This is a genomic window from Verruconatronum alginivorum, assembly GCF_056590205.1.
In genome coordinates this window covers 1,481,528-1,498,340 of record NZ_JBWPVQ010000001.1, presented here as the reverse complement: position 1 = coordinate 1,498,340, position 16,813 = coordinate 1,481,528, and the positions used below count along the sequence as shown (strand labels likewise).

The 16,813-nt window shown below is 60.7% G+C and carries 12 protein-coding genes and 1 tRNA gene; 5 read left to right on the top strand and 8 right to left on the bottom strand.

Going from position 1 to position 16,813, the window contains the following annotated elements:
* Positions 1-165 precede the first annotated feature (165 nt).
* The gene (locus ACWUI2_RS05315) at positions 166-1,872 is read left to right on the top strand and encodes a tetratricopeptide repeat protein (RefSeq protein ID WP_486981823.1); all 1,707 of its coding nucleotides are present in this window, start codon (positions 166-168) and stop codon (positions 1,870-1,872) included.
* On the opposite strand, the gene ACWUI2_RS05310 is transcribed toward ACWUI2_RS05315, so the two are convergent.
* The gene (locus tag ACWUI2_RS05310; RefSeq protein WP_486981822.1) at positions 1,841-2,761 is read right to left on the bottom strand and encodes a phosphoribosylaminoimidazolesuccinocarboxamide synthase; all 921 of its coding nucleotides are present in this window, start codon (positions 2,759-2,761) and stop codon (positions 1,841-1,843) included. The genes ACWUI2_RS05315 and ACWUI2_RS05310 overlap by 32 nt on opposite strands.
* 161 nt (positions 2,762-2,922) lie before the next feature.
* Between ACWUI2_RS05310 and ACWUI2_RS05305 the strand changes: the two genes are divergently transcribed.
* The 3 genes from ACWUI2_RS05305 to ACWUI2_RS05295 all read left to right on the top strand — a co-directional run bounded on the left by ACWUI2_RS05305 (position 2,923) and on the right by ACWUI2_RS05295 (position 5,980).
* Positions 2,923-3,000 (top strand) — tRNA-Glu (locus ACWUI2_RS05305).
* A 1,863-nt stretch (positions 3,001-4,863) separates the two neighbouring features.
* The gene (gene pdxH, locus ACWUI2_RS05300; RefSeq protein WP_486981821.1) at positions 4,864-5,505 is read left to right on the top strand and encodes a pyridoxamine 5'-phosphate oxidase; all 642 of its coding nucleotides are present in this window, start codon (positions 4,864-4,866) and stop codon (positions 5,503-5,505) included.
* Positions 5,506-5,560: 55 nt separating this feature from the next.
* Complete coding sequence (locus ACWUI2_RS05295) at positions 5,561-5,980, top strand: hypothetical protein (RefSeq protein ID WP_486981820.1); 420 nt, start codon at positions 5,561-5,563, stop codon at positions 5,978-5,980.
* Positions 5,981-5,999: 19 nt separating this feature from the next.
* Here ACWUI2_RS05295 and ACWUI2_RS05290 read toward each other — a convergent pair whose 3' ends face one another.
* Both ACWUI2_RS05290 and ACWUI2_RS05285 read right to left on the bottom strand, forming a co-directional pair.
* Positions 6,000-6,794, bottom strand: a complete 795-nt coding sequence (locus tag ACWUI2_RS05290) for an MBL fold metallo-hydrolase (RefSeq protein ID WP_486981819.1) — start codon at positions 6,792-6,794, stop codon at positions 6,000-6,002.
* 45 nt (positions 6,795-6,839) lie between these two features.
* Complete coding sequence (locus ACWUI2_RS05285) at positions 6,840-8,222, bottom strand: DNA recombination protein RmuC (protein WP_486981818.1); 1,383 nt, start codon at positions 8,220-8,222, stop codon at positions 6,840-6,842.
* A 678-nt stretch (positions 8,223-8,900) separates the two neighbouring features.
* Here ACWUI2_RS05285 and ltrA point away from each other — a divergent pair.
* Complete coding sequence (gene ltrA, locus ACWUI2_RS05280) at positions 8,901-10,226, top strand: group II intron reverse transcriptase/maturase (RefSeq protein ID WP_486981817.1); 1,326 nt, start codon at positions 8,901-8,903, stop codon at positions 10,224-10,226.
* A 159-nt stretch (positions 10,227-10,385) separates the two neighbouring features.
* Here the strand turns inward: ltrA and ACWUI2_RS05275 are convergent, their stop codons facing one another.
* The 5 genes from ACWUI2_RS05275 to ACWUI2_RS05255 form a co-directional block, all read right to left on the bottom strand.
* The gene (locus ACWUI2_RS05275; protein WP_486981816.1) at positions 10,386-11,663 is read right to left on the bottom strand and encodes a diaminopimelate decarboxylase; all 1,278 of its coding nucleotides are present in this window, start codon (positions 11,661-11,663) and stop codon (positions 10,386-10,388) included.
* Between the two features lie 47 nt (positions 11,664-11,710).
* Positions 11,711-12,496, bottom strand: a complete 786-nt coding sequence (locus ACWUI2_RS05270; protein ID WP_486981815.1) for a DUF481 domain-containing protein — start codon at positions 12,494-12,496, stop codon at positions 11,711-11,713.
* Positions 12,497-12,868: 372 nt separating this feature from the next.
* A complete protein-coding gene (locus tag ACWUI2_RS05265; protein WP_486981814.1) occupies positions 12,869-14,563 on the bottom strand; it encodes an NADH-quinone oxidoreductase subunit G in 1,695 nt (564 codons plus the stop codon).
* Between the two features lie 34 nt (positions 14,564-14,597).
* Complete coding sequence (nuoF, locus tag ACWUI2_RS05260; protein ID WP_486981813.1) at positions 14,598-15,947, bottom strand: NADH-quinone oxidoreductase subunit NuoF; 1,350 nt, start codon at positions 15,945-15,947, stop codon at positions 14,598-14,600.
* Between the two features lie 362 nt (positions 15,948-16,309).
* Positions 16,310-16,786, bottom strand: coding sequence for an NADH-quinone oxidoreductase subunit NuoE family protein (locus ACWUI2_RS05255; RefSeq protein ID WP_486981812.1), 477 nt, complete (start codon positions 16,784-16,786; stop codon positions 16,310-16,312).
* Positions 16,787-16,813 lie beyond the last annotated feature (27 nt).

Genomic DNA, 16,813 nt, shown 5'->3' with positions numbered 1-16,813 from the left:
TCGGGCGGGCGAGGGCGGTTTTCGTGTTTTTGAGCTTTTATTCCGAACCTTGGGCGGTTTTTGCTTTCTCTTTTGGTTGAAATGTCCCGGGTTTGGGATAAATCTCATTGCTCTTTTCAGCCGTTGGCTGGATCCGGGCAGCGACCAAATTTCCTGAATTTTTCGATGAATCGCCGTTTAAACACCGCCACCACTCCCCGTCGCAGGCTTTCGCCTGTCCAACTCCTCAAGGGTTACATCATCCGTCTCGGTTTCGCTAAAAAGGTGCGGGCGAAGGATGGCAAGAAGCGGCTCAACCGCGACGGACGGGAGTCGACCATCCAGTTCCAATTCATTTGGCACCGGGTCGCCCTTCTGTTCGTTTCCTTGATCGTCATGGGTTGGGTCTCGGTCGCGACCGCCGGTTATTTCTTCGTCAAACACGCCCGCGACTTCCCGGAGGTCCGCTATGTCGACATCTTTTTCCCCCACCGTTGGGATCATTACCGGACCGCGCGAGGCGATTACTACATCAACCAGGCCCAGGAGAAACTGGAGGCGGGCGATTGGGACGGGGTTCTCCATTTGCTCCGGGTCGGAGTGCAGCAGTCGCCGGAGAACAAGGAGGGTCGGTTACTTTTGGCTCAGATTTACAGCGGCATCGGACGGCCGGAACTCGGGATCACTTTGCTGAAGGACCGGGCCGAGCAACATGGGGACGACACCGAGTACCTCGGTATGTTGATCAGTCTTTTGTTCGCCAACCATGACGATGCCACCGTTGAGGAGTTGGCCGATCGCTTGTTGGCCGGCAGCACTGAGCCGACCGAGCGCAACCTCGTGCTGGCGGTGGCGTCGGCGACGGCGAATTTCAACCGGGGCAATTACGACCGCGCCGAGCAGATTATCGAGGCGTTCGATTTGTTGCAATCCCGGACCGGGATGTTGTTGCAAGCCCGGATCGATTGGGAGGTCGGGTTGCCCGAGAAGGCGATCGAACGGTTGGAGCTGATCATGACCAACCCGGGCCCGCAGGAGGCGCAGGTGGTCGATTATTTGATTGAATATCTGTGGTCGAGCGGTCGCCACAGCCGGGCCGAGCAGGTGGCCATGGGCCGCTACATCGCCGATCCGCTCTCTTATCAACCGAAGGTCCGGCTTTTGTATATTCACGACAAACGGGGCGCCGCGGCGCGGGTGGAGTCCGAGATCGAAAATTTCTTCCGTTTGTTCGGGATGGAAGAGGAAGCGATGCAGGCGTTGGCCCAATTTGCCGCTCGCAATGGCAAACCGAGGTTAGCCGAACGGGTTTTGGACCATTCCCGGAGGCAGGGGCATTCGCTTGCCTGGCCGACGCTTTTCTTGATCGAGGCCCAGGTGGCGGCGGGAGATCACCGGGAGGCGCTCGACTTTTTCCAATCGATCGCCGAAAACGTCGCTGATTGGACTCCGTTGCAACAGAGCCGGTTGAAGCCCCTGCAGGCGGTGGCACATTTCGGGGTCGGGGAAGTGGAGCGGGGCGAGGCACTGATCACCGACATTCTGTCTCAGCGGAATACCTCGATGGTCGATTTGACCACTCTCTCCGAACGATTGGTCGAGGTCGGGGAGTTCGCCCGGGCCCGGCAGATTTTGCAACACATTCACCAGACCCAGCCGCTCAACCAGGAGGCGCTCACCCGTTTGATCCGCCTCGATCTGGAGCAGGGCAACAACCGGGAAATCGTGCCGAATCTCCAGCGGTTGCTTGAAATGAGGAAGCCATCGATGGCGCTGCTGGAAGACGCGAAACGCCACATCAGCAGCGACCGCTTTATGTTCCAACAGCGTCGGACCGAGATTCTCGAGTCGTTGGATCGGGCTATGAGCGAGCGTCCCGGACGAGCATCCTGAACGCATCCAAATAACGCTGGCGGGTTCCTTCGAGGACCTCCGCCGGGAGTTCCGGTCCGGGCGGGGTTTGGTCCCAACCGCATCCGAGGAGAAAATCGCGGACGTATTGTTTGTCGAAACTCGGCTGCGCCCGGCCCGGCCGAAAGCCTTCGGCCGGCCAATAACGCGAGGAATCGGGAGTCAACACTTCGTCGATGACGTAAAGACGGCCATTGTCGTCGAGGCCGAACTCGAATTTGGTGTCGGCCAGAATGATCCCGGCCTTCCGACTCAATTCGTGTCCGGTCTCGTAAAGCTTCAGGCTGACCGTCTTCACTTGGTCGAACAACTCCGATCCGAGCAGGCGGGCGCATTCGGCTTCGTCGATCGGTTCGTCGTGACCGGCGGTTGCCTTGGTGGTCGGAGTGAAAATCGGACTTGGCAGCTGTCCGGCTTCTTCCAGACCCGCCGGGAGACGGTGTCCGCAGATTTCGCCGGTTTTGCGGTAGGAGCTCCAGCCGCTGCCCGCGAGATAACCCCGGACCACGCATTCGACCGGCAAGGGGCGGAGTTTTCGCACCGCCATGCTCCGCAGCCGCAGGTCGTCGTTCAGTCCGAGCTCTTTGCTCAACACCTTGTCTTGATCGGGCAGGAGATGGTTGGAGATGACCCCTTGGGTTTTCTCGAACCAAAACCGGCTCATCTGGGTGAGGATGATCCCTTTGCCCGGTACCCCGTTCGGTAAAATCACGTCGAAGGCTGACAGGCGGTCGGTGGCGACGATGAGGAGATTTTCGCCGAGGTCAAAAATCTCCCGGACCTTGCCGGACCCGAGATGCGGGAACGGCAGGCCGTCGATGGAACGGACGGCTTTCTCGGGAAGAGCGGAAACGAGTTGATCGAAATTCATCAGGCGGTTCAGGTTTGTTTTTTGAAGGAGCCATGAAAGGGCGTTTGGCGAAAGCAAAATTCTTGGCAGGCAGGGGAAAAAGTGAACGAGGGAAATTTTTTTCGAAAAAACACTTGCGGAAAGCGGCGGAATCCGGAATCTTCATCTTTTCGTTTTTCAGCGTCCCCTTCGTCTAGTCAGGCCTAGGACACCAGGTTTTCATCCTGGCGACAGGGGTTCGAATCCCCTAGGGGACGCCAATTTTAAGCGGTTCAGACTTTTCGGAGTTTGGACCGCTTTTTTTTGTACCGAAAATTTCCCGGCGAAAGCTCGATGAGTAGTGGGGTTGGCTTTGCCGCCCCATTTTGGGGCGTCCGAACCACCGGGAAACCTTCAACCCACCCCGTGACGGTCGACGTCGAGCTCTGGGCCAACGTTCTCCGGCGCTGAATTCCGGGCCGGGTTTTTGGCGGCCGCAGGTGCCTGATTCTACAGCCCAGTCCGCAGGGCTGGGTAAACGGAATAACGGTTTTCGCGGCCTGAAAGGTCGCCATTGCAGGGTTGGGAGGAGGTTCGCGGGTTCGAATAGCAACCCTTCAGGCCGCGGTTTCAACTGGATTGCCCACCCAGCCCTGCGGACTGGGCTGTTGGATGACGCACCTTCGGCGCTGGTGAACGGGTCCGTCGTTCTCCGGGGCTGATGCCCGGGCTAGTCCTTCGGCGCTGGTGAACGGGTCCGTCGTTCTCCGGCGCTGGGAACGGGCCCGTCGGTCTCCGGCTGAATCTCGGGCCGGGGTTCTTTGGCGCCGTAGGTGCCTGATTCTACAGCCCAGTCCGCAGGGCTGGGTAAACGGAATAACGGTTTTCGCGGCCTGAAAGGTCGCCATTGCAGGGTTGGCAGACGGGTCGCGGGTTCGAATAGCAACCCTTCTGGCCGCGGTTTCAACTGGATTGGCCCACCCAGCCCTGCGGACTGGGCTGTTGGATGACGCACCTTCGGCGCTGGAATGGGTTCGTCGTTCTCCGGGGCTGATGCCCGGGCTGGTCCTTCGGCGCTGGGGACGGGTTCGTCGTTCTCCGGCGCTGGGAACGGGCCCGTCGGTCTCCGGCTGAATCTCGGGCCGGGGTTCTTTGGCGCCGTAGGTGCCTGATTCTACAGCCCAGTCCGCAGGGCTGGGTAAACGGAATAACGGTTTTCGCGGCCTGAAAGGTCGCCATTGCAGGGTTGGCAGACGGGTCGCGGGTTTGAATAGCAACCCTTCAGGTCGCGGTTTCAACTGGATTGCCCACCCAGCCCTGCGGACTGGGCTGTTGGATGACGCACCTTCGGCGCTGGTGAACGGGTCCGTCGTTCTCCGGCGCTGATGCCCGGGCTGGTCCTTCGGCGCTGGGGACGGGTTCGTCGTTCTCCGGCGCTGGGAACGGGCCCGTCGGTCTCCGGCTGAATCTCGGGCCGGGGTTCTTTGGCGCCGTAGGTGCCTGATTCTACAGCCCAGTCCGCAGGGCTGGGTAAATGGAATAACGGTTTTCGCGGCCTGAAAGGTCGCCATTGCAGGGTTGGCACGGGTCGCGGGTTTGAATAGCAACCCTTCAGGCCGCGGTTTCAACTGGATTGCCCACCCAGCCCTGCGGACTGGGCTGTTGGATCACGCACCTTCGGCGCTGGTGAACGGGTCCGTCGTTCTCCGGCGCTGATGCCCGGGCTGGTCCTTCGGCGCTGGGGACGTGTTCGTCGTTCTCCGGCGCTGGGAACGGGCCCGTCGGTCTCCGGCTGAATCTCGGGCCGGGGTTCTTTGGCGCCGTAGGTGCCTGATTCTACAGCCCAGTCCGCAGGGCTGGGTAAACGGAATAACGGTTTTCGCGGCCTGAAAGGTCGCCATGCAGGATTGGAAGGCGGGTCCGCGGGTTCGAATGGCAGCCCTTCAGGCCCCGGTTCCACCTGGATTGCAAACCCAGCCCTGCGGACTGGGCTGTTGGATGACGCACCTTCGGCGCTGGTGAACGGGTCCGTCGTCATCCGGCAAAAGCCGGGATGCGACAAGTGCCGGCGCATGCCGGAGCACTTCCTTGATGCTTTCCTCAAACGTTTTGCGTTTCGGGAAGGGGCAGGCTAACTCTTGACCATGAATTCAATCGCCGATTTGCGTCGGAATTATACGCTGTCCGGGCTCACCGAGGAATCGTTGGCCAACGATCCGATCAACCAGTTTCGCGCTTGGTTCGATCAGGCGCTCTCCGCCAAGGTGATGGAACCGAACGCAATGACTCTCGTGACCGCCGATTCCTCGGGCGCTCCCTCGGGGCGGATCGTCCTTCTCAAAGGGGTTGATTCGGACGGGTTTGTCTTTTTTACCAATTATTCAAGCGCCAAGGGAAAGGCGTTGGCGACGAATCCACAGGCCGGATTGGTCTTCTTTTGGCCGGAATTGGAACGTCAGGTCCGGGTCGAAGGACCGGTCGTCAAGACCAGCCGGGAGGAGTCGGAAACGTATTTTAAAAGTCGTCCGCGAGAGAGCCAGATCGGTGCCCACGTTTCCCAACAGGGTACGGTGATCCCTGATCGGACCACGCTTGAGCGGCGGCAGGCGGAGTTGGAGGAGCGTTTCGCCGGGCAGGAGATTCCCCTGCCTTCCTACTGGGGAGGTTATCGGCTCGACCCGCTCCGGATAGAATTTTGGCAGGGACGTCCCGGACGCCTTCATGATCGAATCCGCTATCGGAAAGAGGATGGCGCCCCCTGGAAAATCGAGCGTCTTTGTCCGTGACCCGAGCCCGAGGTCCCGCTTGCCAATGGCGGGGGAATCGGTCAGATTTACCGCCATGATGACCTCGTTTGCCCGCGCTTTAAGCACTTGGATCGTTTTGGTGTCGGTCGCGTCCGTTTCGGCCACGGCGGCTCAGCAGGAGCCGGAAAAAGGGATCATCATCGAGCGGGTCGACGGGAAATTGAATCTCCTGATCGAGGACGGGAACTTCCAACTTCGTTTTCTCGATCGCCAGGGGGAACCGGTCGAACCGGACGCGGTGCGCGCCATTCTCCACTACAATGCCCGGACCGTGCAGATGCGTCAGACGATTACCCTCCTTCCGCAGGAGTTGGAGGAGGAAACGGTCCTGACTTCCCCCCGGATCATCCCGCCCCCTTACCAATACCAGGTGTTACTGATCCTGGTGCTCGACGAGGCCGGGGAGAAGATGGAAAACCATAGCGCGTTTTTCATCCAGCCTGTCGGCGACTGAGGCGCCGGTGCGCTCGCGATCACATGTCGAGAAACGCCGTGGCGGAGCCGGATTCGACGACGGATAGGGCGTAAGGGACGGAGCCGTTGCGGGCGAAGGAGAAAGCTTCCTCGACCGCGGCCAAACTGTTGCACTCGCCGCTGAGGTGGGCGAGGTAAACTTGTTTCCAGGCCGGCGACTCGATCCCGGCGAGCAGTTCCTTGGCGGCGGTATTGGAGAGGTGGCCGTGGCGTCCGGAGATGCGCTGTTTCAATGACCATGGTCGGTCGCTCCGCTGAAGGAGTTGGCTGCAATGGTTGCTCTCCATCACCAGGATGTCGACGTCGCGGATCTTTTGACGCACCAGTTCCGGCGCGTAACCGAGATCGGTCACCCACGCGACCTTGCGGCGGGGGGAGAAGAGATCGTCCTCTCCATGGGAGAACACGAAACCGACCGGGTCGTAGGCGTCGTGGGGAATGGAAAACGTGTCGATTTCGATGTCGCGGAAGCGGAAGTTCGCGCCGGTTTCGAACGTTTGCCATTTGAGCGGGCGTTTGACCGAACGTTGCACCGCCTGGGCGGTGGCATGGTTGGCGAAAAGCGGCAGGTTCTTGTAGCGGGTCAACCCCCGGATCCCCGCCACATGGTCGCTGTGTTCGTGGGTGACGAAGATCGCGTCGAGCTTGTCGACCGATTCGCCCGCTTCTTCCAGCATCTCTCCGATCCGCTTGCCGCTGAACCCGGCGTCGATCAGGACGCGGCAGTTTTCAGTGATCAAAAGCGCGCAATTGCCGGAGCTGCTGCTACCGAGAATTTTGAACCGAAGGGACATCTTTGGCAGGAAAAACGATGGACCCCGGAGGGGCGATGAAAAACTTCAGGTTTGCGATTCGAGCTCGGAAATCTCGGCGGCCAAGGCAGCTTCCCGGACCTGGGTCTCCAGCAGCGGAGCCCGCTCGAGCTCCTCTCCGGCGGGCGCCGCCCCGAGGGCGGAAAACCGTCGGGCCGCCACCAAGACCCGGCTTTCCAGATTGGCCATCGCTTGGTTGTAGCTCTTCACCGAACCGTCGAGGTTGCGGCCGAGCTGGATGAAATGGCGGTTTAGGACCGCGATCCGTTCGAACAAGTCCCGTCCGAGCGCACTGATTTCCCGGGCGTTGCGGGCCATCTTTTCCTCCCGCCACCCATAGGCGACGGATCGCAGCAACGAGATCAAAGTCGTCGGCGTCCCCAGTACCACCCGTTGTTCCGCTCCGAGCTCGATCAGGCCGGAATCCTGTTCCAAGGCCGCGCTGAAGAAAACCTCGCCGGGAATGAACATCACCACGAACTCCGGGGCCGGTTCGAATTGCCGCCAATATTCCTTCGCCGCCAATTGCTGGATATGCGTCCGGATCTGGCGGGCGTGCTGTCGCATCCGGGCGGTCCGCTCCTCCGGATCGTCGGTGTCCAGCGCGTCGAGATAGGCTTGGAGTGAAACTTTCGAATCGACCACGATATTGCGGCCGCCCGGAAGCCGGACGATCAAGTCGGGACGCAACCGCCCGCTCTCGCCGTTTCCGCCGGTCGTCTGTTCGGTGAAGTCGCAATGGTCGATCATTCCGGCCAACTCAACGACCCGCCGGAGCTGGATTTCCCCCCAACGGCCCCGCACTTGCGGCGAGCGGAGCGCCTGGACCAAATTGCCGGTTTCGCGCTGCAATTTCTCCTGGCCGAGGGAAAGATTGCGGACCTGTTCGGTCAGGGAACCGTAGGCTTCGCGCCGCGACTTTTCCAGCGCCTGGACTCCCGCGTCGTAACGTTGGAGGCTTTCCTGAATCGGTTTGAGCAATTGCTCGACCGACTTCTCCTTTTTCTCGAATTCGGCCCGGGAGAGACCTTGGTATTTATCGAGGGTTTCGCGGGCCAGTTCGAGGAAGGAAGCGTTGTTCTTCCGCAATGCGGAGTCGGCCGCAAGGGAGAACGATTCGGTCAATTCGCGCCGGGCCTCTTCGAGGAGCCGGATTTTGTCTTGGAGTGCCGCTTTTTCGCCGTCGAACCTCGTTTCGGCGACGGCCGCCCGGGTTTGGAAATCGTGGAAGTCCTCCTCCAGCTGCCGTTTCTCGGCGATGGCGGCGGCGAGTTCCTGTTCGCGGGTTTCGAGGCGGGTCTGCAACTGGGTGCCGGCGGCGATCGCTGCGGCCGCGCGGGGGCGCCACCAAAAGGCGGCGATCAATAACCCGGCCACGATGCCGCCGCCGCCGGAAATCGAAAGAGCCACCCAATCCATTGCTTCTTTGTAGTGAACCGGCGGCGGAAATGGAAGCGGTTATTCACGGATTCCCCGGCCCGCCCAAGGCTAATTCATCTGGCCGCTAATCCTCCTGCGGTGGAGCGTCTGCCTTGTTGGGCTTCAGCCGGTTTTTAGATCGAGGTGGGGACCGCCTGAAGGCGGAACTCGTGCGTCATCAAGTCGCAAACGTCTGACAGGTGCGAGACCTGTTCCGGGCAAACCGTGCGCTGCCCGCGAATCGAACCGAAACTGCGTCGCCGCGAGGCGGGGTGGAGAGCAACGGAAAGAGAGAATGCAGACCATAACGAAAGTGAACCTGATACGGCCGTCATGCGGGCCGAGCCTGCGGGTTGTTGAGCGAAGGCACGCGCGACGAATGAGTCGCGACTCATGGAGGGCGGATCCCACGGCAAAGCCCTGCCATGGCTGCATGGAGGTGGTTGGGGATAGTATGCATTCAAGGACGTCTGCGATGAAGATGAGAGATCTGATGGGAAAGGCCGACCTGTGTCCGACACCGTCCCGGAACGAGCGCGACCGGGTTACCAACGCTCAGCCAAATCGGACGTCCCGTCGCCCATCAGAAGTCAGAGTCCTCGTAGGAGCGATGAATCCGGGTAACTCCGGAGGAGCAAAGGAGGGCAGGAAGATGAAAGGAAGTCGCTCATGACCGAAGGACCAACCCCGTCGCAAGTGCCGGAAACGGCTATCCAGGACGGACAGGCCCGCGAGTTGCGCAAACGACTCGGAGCCGACCCTTTGGTCTGGACCGATCCCATGCTGGCAGCCCTCAAATCGGGGGTGAAGGGAGGCAAGTGGTTCAGCCTCAAAGACAAACTCTACAGCCGTCGCACGCTGCAACATGCCTGGCATATTGTGGCAAGCCGCAAGGGCGGTGGAGGAGTCGACAAGATCAGCCTGCATCAGTATGGCGAGCAACTCGACCTTCGGTTGGGCAAGCTGGAAGCCAAACTCAGAAGCGGGCGATATGAACCGAACCCGGTGAAACGAGTGTATATCTCGAAACCGGGAAGCAAAGAGAAACGCCCCTTGGGCATCCCGACCGTGGAAGACCGCATCGTCCAAACGGCGATGCTGCTGGTGATCGGACCGATCTTCGAGATCGGGTTCTCGACCCACAGTTACGGTTTCCGTCCCGGACGCGGCTGCAAAGACGCGCTTCGGGAAGTGGACGGTCTGCTCAAGGAAGGATACGAATGGATAGTCGACGCCGACCTCAAAAGCTACTTCGACACGATCGACCATGACATGCTCATGGCGCTCGTGCGCGAAAAGGTGGCCGACGGGATGGTGCTCGACTTGCTGGAATCCTACCTGAAACAAGGAGTGGTCAACGAACTCAAGGACTGGGAACCGACGGAGAAAGGCACGCCCCAGGGAGCGGTGATCTCACCGCTGCTGGCGAACCTGTATCTGAACGGACTCGACCACCTGCTCGCTGCCCGGGGCCACAAGATGATCCGCTACGCGGACGACTTCGTGGTTCTCGCGCGAAGCAGGGAGGAAGCCGAAATGGCCCTCGCCGCGACCTCGGAATGGACTCGCGGGCGCAAGCTTACGTTGCATCCCGAAAAGACGCGGTTGGTGACCCATCGGGAAGGCTTTGAGTTCCTCGGTTACCGTTTTGAAAACGGAAACCGCTATGTCCGGCAGAAAAGCCTGACGAAGTTGCGCGCAACCCTGCGACCGAAAACCAAACGAACCAATGGCGTTTCGCTGAAGGCGATCATCAAGGAGATAAATCCGGTGCTGGTCGGGTGGTTCGGGTACTTCAAAGACGCCCACAAGAACACCTTCGTCTGGATGGACGGTTGGGTGCGGATGCGTTTGCGCAGCATCCTGCGCAAGCGTGCCGGGCGCAAAGGCCGCGGCCGCGGACTCGACCACCAGCGCTATCCGAACAAGTACTTCGCCGAGATGGGATTGTTCAGCCTTGAACGGGCCCATCGGGAAGCGTGCCAGTCTCGATAAAGAGCAATCATCAACCGGAGAGCCGGATGCGGGAGATCTGCACGTCCGGTTCGGAGGGAGGGGCGGGGCCTCGGCCCCGTTCCTACCCCTATCAACAAAACGGCCAGATGAAATAGCCCTCCGGTCCGCTGAGCCGGACAGCGGATCCGGAGCCGTATTTCAGCCGACGACCGTCTCGGGAGTCACTTCGTTTTGCCAGAGTTGTTCGAGCGGTTGGCGGCGGCGGATCAGGTGGGGTTTGCCGTTGTCGTCGACCAGCACTTCGGCGGCTTCCGGGAAGGAGTTGTAATGTTTGGTCGCCATGCTGGAGCAATAGGCGCCCGCCCCGTCGATCACACACAAATCGCCGATGCCGGCCTTCGCCAACCGCCGCGGCTGGAGGCGCTCGGGTTCATCGCGGGCCGGGGTCAGGATATCGCCCGATTCGCAACAATGGCCGACCACGATGTAGTCGCGTTCCTCGCCGCTTGGTTTACGAGGCAGGACCGAGATCGGATGTTGCGAGCCGTAGAGGGAGGGCCGCAGGATCTCGGTCATGCCGGTGTCGAGTTTCAGGAACTCGTAACCATCGGCCCCAGTCGAGGCGGTGTCCTGGACGCTGGCCAGCACGGCGCAGGCGTTGGCGACGAGGAAGGTGCCGGGCTCGATCTCCAGCCGGATCTTCCGTCCGGTTTCTTCGGCGAACTCCCGGAAACGTTCCGCGACCGGCGCGCCGACCTTTTGCAGATCGGTGGCGGTTTCGTCGGGCATCCGGGCCACCTTGTAGCCGCCTCCGAGGTTGAGCGAGGTCACTTCGGGGAATTCGCGGACCATCGCCAGGCTCATGGTGGAGACCTTTAGCCAAACCGCCGGATCGCTGCCCGAACCGATGTGGGTGTGGATGCGGACCACTTTGAGCCGGTGGCGGTTCACCAGCTCGCGGGCCTCTTCGAGACGTTCGTGCCAGATGCCGAAGCTGGAGGACGGACCGCCGACATTGGTCCGGTTGTTGCCGCCGGAACCGGCCCCGGGATTGAAACGCAAACCGATCTCCCGTCCGGGGAAACGGGCGCCGAACCGCTCGAGTTGGTCAAGGGAGCAGGCGTTGATCAGGATCCCTTTCTCATACAACTCGGCGAAATCGGACGGCAGCTCCTGGCTGCTGAGGCTGATCTTCTCCGGAGAAATCCCGGCCCGGATCGCCCGCCGGACTTCATGCCCGGAACTGGCGTCGATGTGGAGACCGGCCTTGTCGAAGATTTTCAGGATGGCCGCGTTCGGGCTGGCCTTCATCGCGTAGCGGACCGTCAAACCGAAAGCGTTTGGAAAACCGAGGGCGGACACCGCCGCCTTTTTCAAGGTCGCCAAATCGTAGACATAGACCGGAGTCCCGAAGTCCGCCCGGATTCGTTCGGCGATTTCGGAAGTGAGGAATCTCGGTTGTAATGACGTTTCCATGACGCGAAGGAAAGGTTAGGGCGACGGCCGAAACGGATCGAACGGGCTTAGAAATTGTATCCAACCGAAGCGATCACCCGTTGGTCGGTCTTTTCGATACCGGGACGGACCTGGTTTTCGTAGAGCAATTGGTAGCGGATGCTCAAATTGATGCTGTCGGTCACCGTGCCGATGATGCCCGCGTTGAAACGGACGATGTGGTCGTCGGTGTCGGCCGGATCGATCAGGAAATTGAGATCCTGTTCGAAACGGTAGGAGGGATTGATCACCCAGCGCAGGTCTTGGAACAAGCTGGCGAGGTAATCCCACCGGTCGTCGACGCCGGTTTCGTCGGTGTATTGGACGGTGAAGCCGGGGACCACGGAGGCTTCGAGGTTGTCCCGGGCGATTAGCCGGTAACCGATACCGACGTTCTGTTCGATTCGGTTGCGGATTTCGCGGATCCGGTCGGTTTCGTATTGGGTGAGGGTCTGACTGAACACGCGGTCGGTCAGATCGGCCCTCCAGCGGAAGTTGCTGATGAACCTTTGGGTGTTGCGGACTCCTTCGAGCTCCCCGTATTGGAATTCGGCGATCGCCCGGTATTCGTGGATGTCGACCTTGCGGTCGGCTTGGCCGCGAAGGGAAAGCTCGCTTTTATCGGCCCGACCTGATTGCCACGTGTAACCGAGGTCGAGGCGGATCGCCCAAGGCGGCCGGGGAGTTGGAATTTCGATACCGACGGTTTCACCTTCGGCAGCCGTGGTTTCGGCGTCATCGGCCTGGCCATGGACGAAAGCCAGACCGGCGAAACTGAATACGCAAAACGCGAGAATTGGATGGATCGTTTTCATGGAAGGGAAAACGAGACAAAAAAACGGCGCGCTTGTAAATACTCTTTCCGAGGCGGACGTGGCACAGACATTCCTGTCTGTGGCTCCCATAACCTCTCAGCTTTCGCCGTAGCATCCCGGCTTTCGCTGTAGCATGCCGGCTTTCGCCGGATGTGGGCGGTGGAAAAGCCCGTCGGCCCCGGAAATTCATCGGGCGAAAGCCCGATGCTACGCCCGAGGCGAGTGTGGCACAGACATTCCTGTCTGTGGTTTCCATAGCCCCCGACTTCCGCCGTAGCATGCCGGCTTTCGCCGGATGTGGCGGTGGCAAAGCCCGTCGGCACCGGGAATTCATCGGGCGAAAGCTCGATGCTAAGGAATGCCTATTCCACGTTACGCTTGGACACCGGCCACCTGGCGGGGCTCGTAATGAAGCGTCTTGCCTTCCGGGAAGGGGAGGTCCGCCAGGGAGCCGGGCTCGAGTTCGACGCCGTCGTGCGGGATCGTCGCCCACGAACGGCCGGCGAGGGCTGGGACGTCCTGTCCGGCTTCTTCCCAGACTTTCGCGAGATCGGTCGGAACCACTTGGGCGGTCAATTTCCCCAGCAGATCGGCCAGGATCACCAAATCGTCGCGGGCCCCGATCGGGCCGGGAACAGCCGCTTCGAAGGTTTGCAGGCGGAACTGCTGGTTCACGAACGAGCCGTTCTTTTCGAAAACGGTGAGAGCCGGCAACACGACCGCGGCGTTCTCCGAGGTTTCGTTGGCATGGGTCCCGATGTAAACGATTTGGACGCCTTTCAGCAGCTCCGGCTCGATGCCGGCCCGGACGATGTCTTCGTTGACCACCAAAAGCGTATCGACGGTCTTGTTACGGAGGGCTCGTTCGAGTCCCTCCAAACGCTCCTTCGGCAAATCCTTGATCAGGCCGGTGAGGAGCGCGCCCCGGGTGTTGGGAGTGCGGTCGGTCGAGATCAGCAGGCCGTCCCCTTCCTGGAGATGGGCGACGAGGTCGATGGAAACGGCGTTCGCCGCGCGGGCGAGTTGTTTGAGACGAAACTGTTCCTCAACGCTGGCGTGGCCGGAAGCGACGACCGCGACTTTTCCGCCGTTCAGATAATTGGCGGCCTTTTCGGCGGAGACGGTGAACTCGCTTGGGAGACGGTCGACGGTCGCCTGTTTCAGACGGGATTCCGCTTCGACCTGTTTGTAAAGGGCGCGGCCGCTGTCGGCCATCCAGGTGTCGTTGACCGCGTCGTTCTGGCGCGGGGTGATCCGGTAGATTTTTCCTTCGCGGCTGCCGACGGTGGTGTTAGCCCCGACGCTGCTTTCGGTGCAGATGCTGCGGGTTTCCTTGAGGAACCAGACCCGCATTTTGAAACGGAAATCGGTGCTGGTGAGGGCGCCGACCGGGCAGATGTCGACGGTATTCAACGAATAATTATTCGCCAGCGCCTTGCCCGGGTGGCAGGTGAGGGTGGTGAAGCTACCGCGGTCGACGAAGCCGAGCACGTCGTCTTTGGCGATCTCCTTGGAGAAACGGATGCAACGGGAGCAAAGGATGCAACGCTCGTCGTCGAGGGTGACCCGCGGGCCAAGGACGGTGCGTTTCGGTTTGACCACCTTTTGCTCGATGAAACGGCTGTAGCCGCGGCCGTAATCCATCGCGAATTCCTGGAGACGGCATTCGCCGGCCTGGTCGCAGATCGGGCAATCGAGCGGGTGATTGATCAGGAGGAATTCCATCACCCCGTTGCGGCAGTCCTTTACCATCGGGGTGTTGGTGCGGATGTGGATCCCGGGGATGGCGGAGGTGGCGCAGGCGATGGCCGGACGCGGCATCCAGCCGATCTGTTGCTTGCCGTCGGCGTCGAGGACCGGTTCGCCGGTGGCGCGATCCTTCATCGGCATCCCCATTTCGACGAGGCACATCCGGCAGTTGCCGACCACGCTCAGTTTCTGGTGGTAGCAATAATGCGGGATTTCGATGCCGGCCTGGGCCGCGGCGTCGATGATGTTCGTCCCCTTGGGAACCGTCAGCTCACGGCCGTCGATGTTTACTGTGACTAAATCTTGTGGGTCGCTCATCTTATCGGTTTTGCTGGAAAGAGAACCGTTGCCGTCAGCTTTGCGCGGCAACCTCCTCTTTGACTTCCTTCGCTTGTTCGTCGGCTTTCGCGAGGAATTCATCGCGGAATTTCAGGACGAAACTTTGGGTCGGCCAGGCGCAGGCTTCGCCGAAGGCGCAGATGGTGCGTCCGGCGATCTGGTCGGCGACCGATTTCAACAAATCGACGTCCTCCCGCCGGGCCTGACCATGGGTCATCCGGGTGGTGATTTTTTTCATCCAGAGACTCCCTTCCCGGCAGGGAGTGCATTGGCCGCAACTTTCGTGGGCGTAAAAGGCGTTGATGTTGGCGAGGACGTCGAGCATGTCGGTCGAGTCGTCCATCACCACGATCCCGCCCGAACCGGCCATGGAACCAGCGGCGGCGAGGCTGTCGAAATCCATCGGGATGTCCTCGATGCCCCAGTCGAAATCCTTCCCGTCCTTGGTCTTCCCCTTGTAACGCTCGTCGGCCCGCAGCACCTTCGCCGAGGAACCGCCGGGAATGATCGCCTTCAACTTGCGCCCCGGTTTCAGTCCGCCGCAGACCTCGTGGATCAATTGCCCCATGGTGAGGGCGCCGTTTTCGAATTCGTAATACCCCGGCTTTTGGACGTGACCGGAGACGCAGAGGATGCGGGTGCCGGTGTTGCCCGGGGTGCCGATTTTGGCAAAGGCTTCGCCCCCCATGTCGATGACGTGTTTGACGTTGCAAAGGGTCTCGACGTTGTTGACGGCGGTCGGACATTGGTAAAGGCCGAGGACCGCCGGGAAGTAGGGGGGCTTGATCCGCGGGTAGGCCCGTTTGCCTTCGAGCGATTCGATCAGACCGGTCTCTTCGCCGCAGATGTAGGCGCCGGCGCCGCGGTGGACGTAGATCTCGCAGGAATAATCGCTGCCGAGGACCTTGTCGCCGACGAAGTTCTTCGCTTTGGCCTCGGCGATCGCCTGCTCCAAAATCTTCGCTCCTTCGGGGAATTCGCCCCGGATGTAGATGTAGGCGGCCTTGGCCTGGATCGCGAAACAGGAGACCATAATCCCTTCGATCAACTGATGGGGATCCTTGTGGATGATCTGCCGGTCCTTGAACGTGCCCGGCTCCGATTCGTCGGCGTTGCAGATCAGGTAGATCGGTTTGCCCGATTTGCGGTCGAGAAACTTCCACTTCATTCCGCACGGGAAGCCGGCGCCCCCGCGTCCCCGGAGTCCGGAGGTGGAGACTTCCTGGCAAAGGTCCTCCGGCTTTTGTTGCAGCGCCTTCTTGAGAACCTCGTATCCGCCGTGGCGGAGGTAGCAATCGATGTCGATCGTGTAACCGGGCTGATCGATATGCTTGAGGATGATGCGTTTTTCCTGGACGGCCATGAGTCTAAAAATTGTCGGTCGGATCGGTTTTGCGGAAGGTCGCGGCGGGAGACACACCCCACCGCTCTGGCGAGCGGTCCCCCCCTCTCAAGAGGGGAACTGGAGACACACCCCACCGCTCTGGCGAGCGGTCCCCCCCTCTCAAGAGGGGAACCGGAGACACACCCCACCGCTCTCGCGAGCGGTCCCCTCCTCTCGAGAGGGGAACATGTTCGCGCGAATCCCCTCTGGAGAGGGGGGGACCATGCGCCAGCATGGTGGGGTGTGTGCGTCTCGTCTCGTGAACCATCGGTATACGGTTGTTCTCTCTTCGCTTTCCTTGGCTACCTTCTGTGAATCATGTTTTCCGCTGAGCCCCGGCATCAGCGTTCGCTGCGGATCTTCTCGGTGATTTTGCGCGCGGCGGTTTCGTCGACGTTTTCGTGGAGTTCGTCGTCAACCATCACGACCGGGGCGGAGCCGCAGGCGGCGAGGCATTCGACGAATTCGATGGTCGCTTCCCCGTCGGGGGAGACCTCGTCGAGTTCGCAATTGAATTCCTTCTTGAACGACTCGCAGACCTTGTAGGAACCGGCGAGGGCGCACGACAAGGTGCGGCAGACCCGAATCAGCCGCCGGCCGGGAGGCTTCTGGCGGAACATCGGGTAAAAGGTGACCAACTCGAGGATGTTGATCGGCTCCAGCTCCAGCTTCCGGGCGATCCATTCGACCGCCTCCTCGGAGATGTAGCTTTGGTCCTCCTGCACCAGGTGCAGCAACGGCAGCGCCGCGCTCCGCTTCACCGGATAATGCGTGATGACCTCGTCGATCTTGGTTAATGTATCTTCGCTCAGATTCATCGCTTCAAACGCCCTCTCGCTCGCTCC

Excerpts from the sequence above, each read along its gene's own strand:
- ACWUI2_RS05310 (WP_486981822.1), bottom strand. The coding sequence starts at position 2,761 with ATGAATTTCGATCAACTCGTTTCCGCTCTTCCCGAGAAAGCCGTCCGT.
- ACWUI2_RS05295 (WP_486981820.1), top strand. The coding sequence starts at position 5,561 with ATGATGACCTCGTTTGCCCGCGCTTTAAGCACTTGGATCGTTTTGGTG.
- ACWUI2_RS05270 (WP_486981815.1), bottom strand. The coding sequence starts at position 12,496 with ATGAAAACGATCCATCCAATTCTCGCGTTTTGCGTATTCAGTTTCGCC.
- nuoF (WP_486981813.1), bottom strand. The coding sequence starts at position 15,947 with ATGGCCGTCCAGGAAAAACGCATCATCCTCAAGCATATCGATCAGCCC.
- ACWUI2_RS05315 (WP_486981823.1), top strand. The coding sequence starts at position 166 with ATGAATCGCCGTTTAAACACCGCCACCACTCCCCGTCGCAGGCTTTCG.
- ACWUI2_RS05290 (WP_486981819.1), bottom strand. The coding sequence starts at position 6,794 with ATGTCCCTTCGGTTCAAAATTCTCGGTAGCAGCAGCTCCGGCAATTGC.
- ACWUI2_RS05275 (WP_486981816.1), bottom strand. The coding sequence starts at position 11,663 with ATGGAAACGTCATTACAACCGAGATTCCTCACTTCCGAAATCGCCGAA.
- pdxH (WP_486981821.1), top strand. The coding sequence starts at position 4,864 with ATGAATTCAATCGCCGATTTGCGTCGGAATTATACGCTGTCCGGGCTC.
- ACWUI2_RS05265 (WP_486981814.1), bottom strand. The coding sequence starts at position 14,563 with ATGAGCGACCCACAAGATTTAGTCACAGTAAACATCGACGGCCGTGAG.
- ltrA (WP_486981817.1), top strand. The coding sequence starts at position 8,901 with ATGACCGAAGGACCAACCCCGTCGCAAGTGCCGGAAACGGCTATCCAG.
- ACWUI2_RS05255 (WP_486981812.1), bottom strand. The coding sequence starts at position 16,786 with ATGAATCTGAGCGAAGATACATTAACCAAGATCGACGAGGTCATCACG.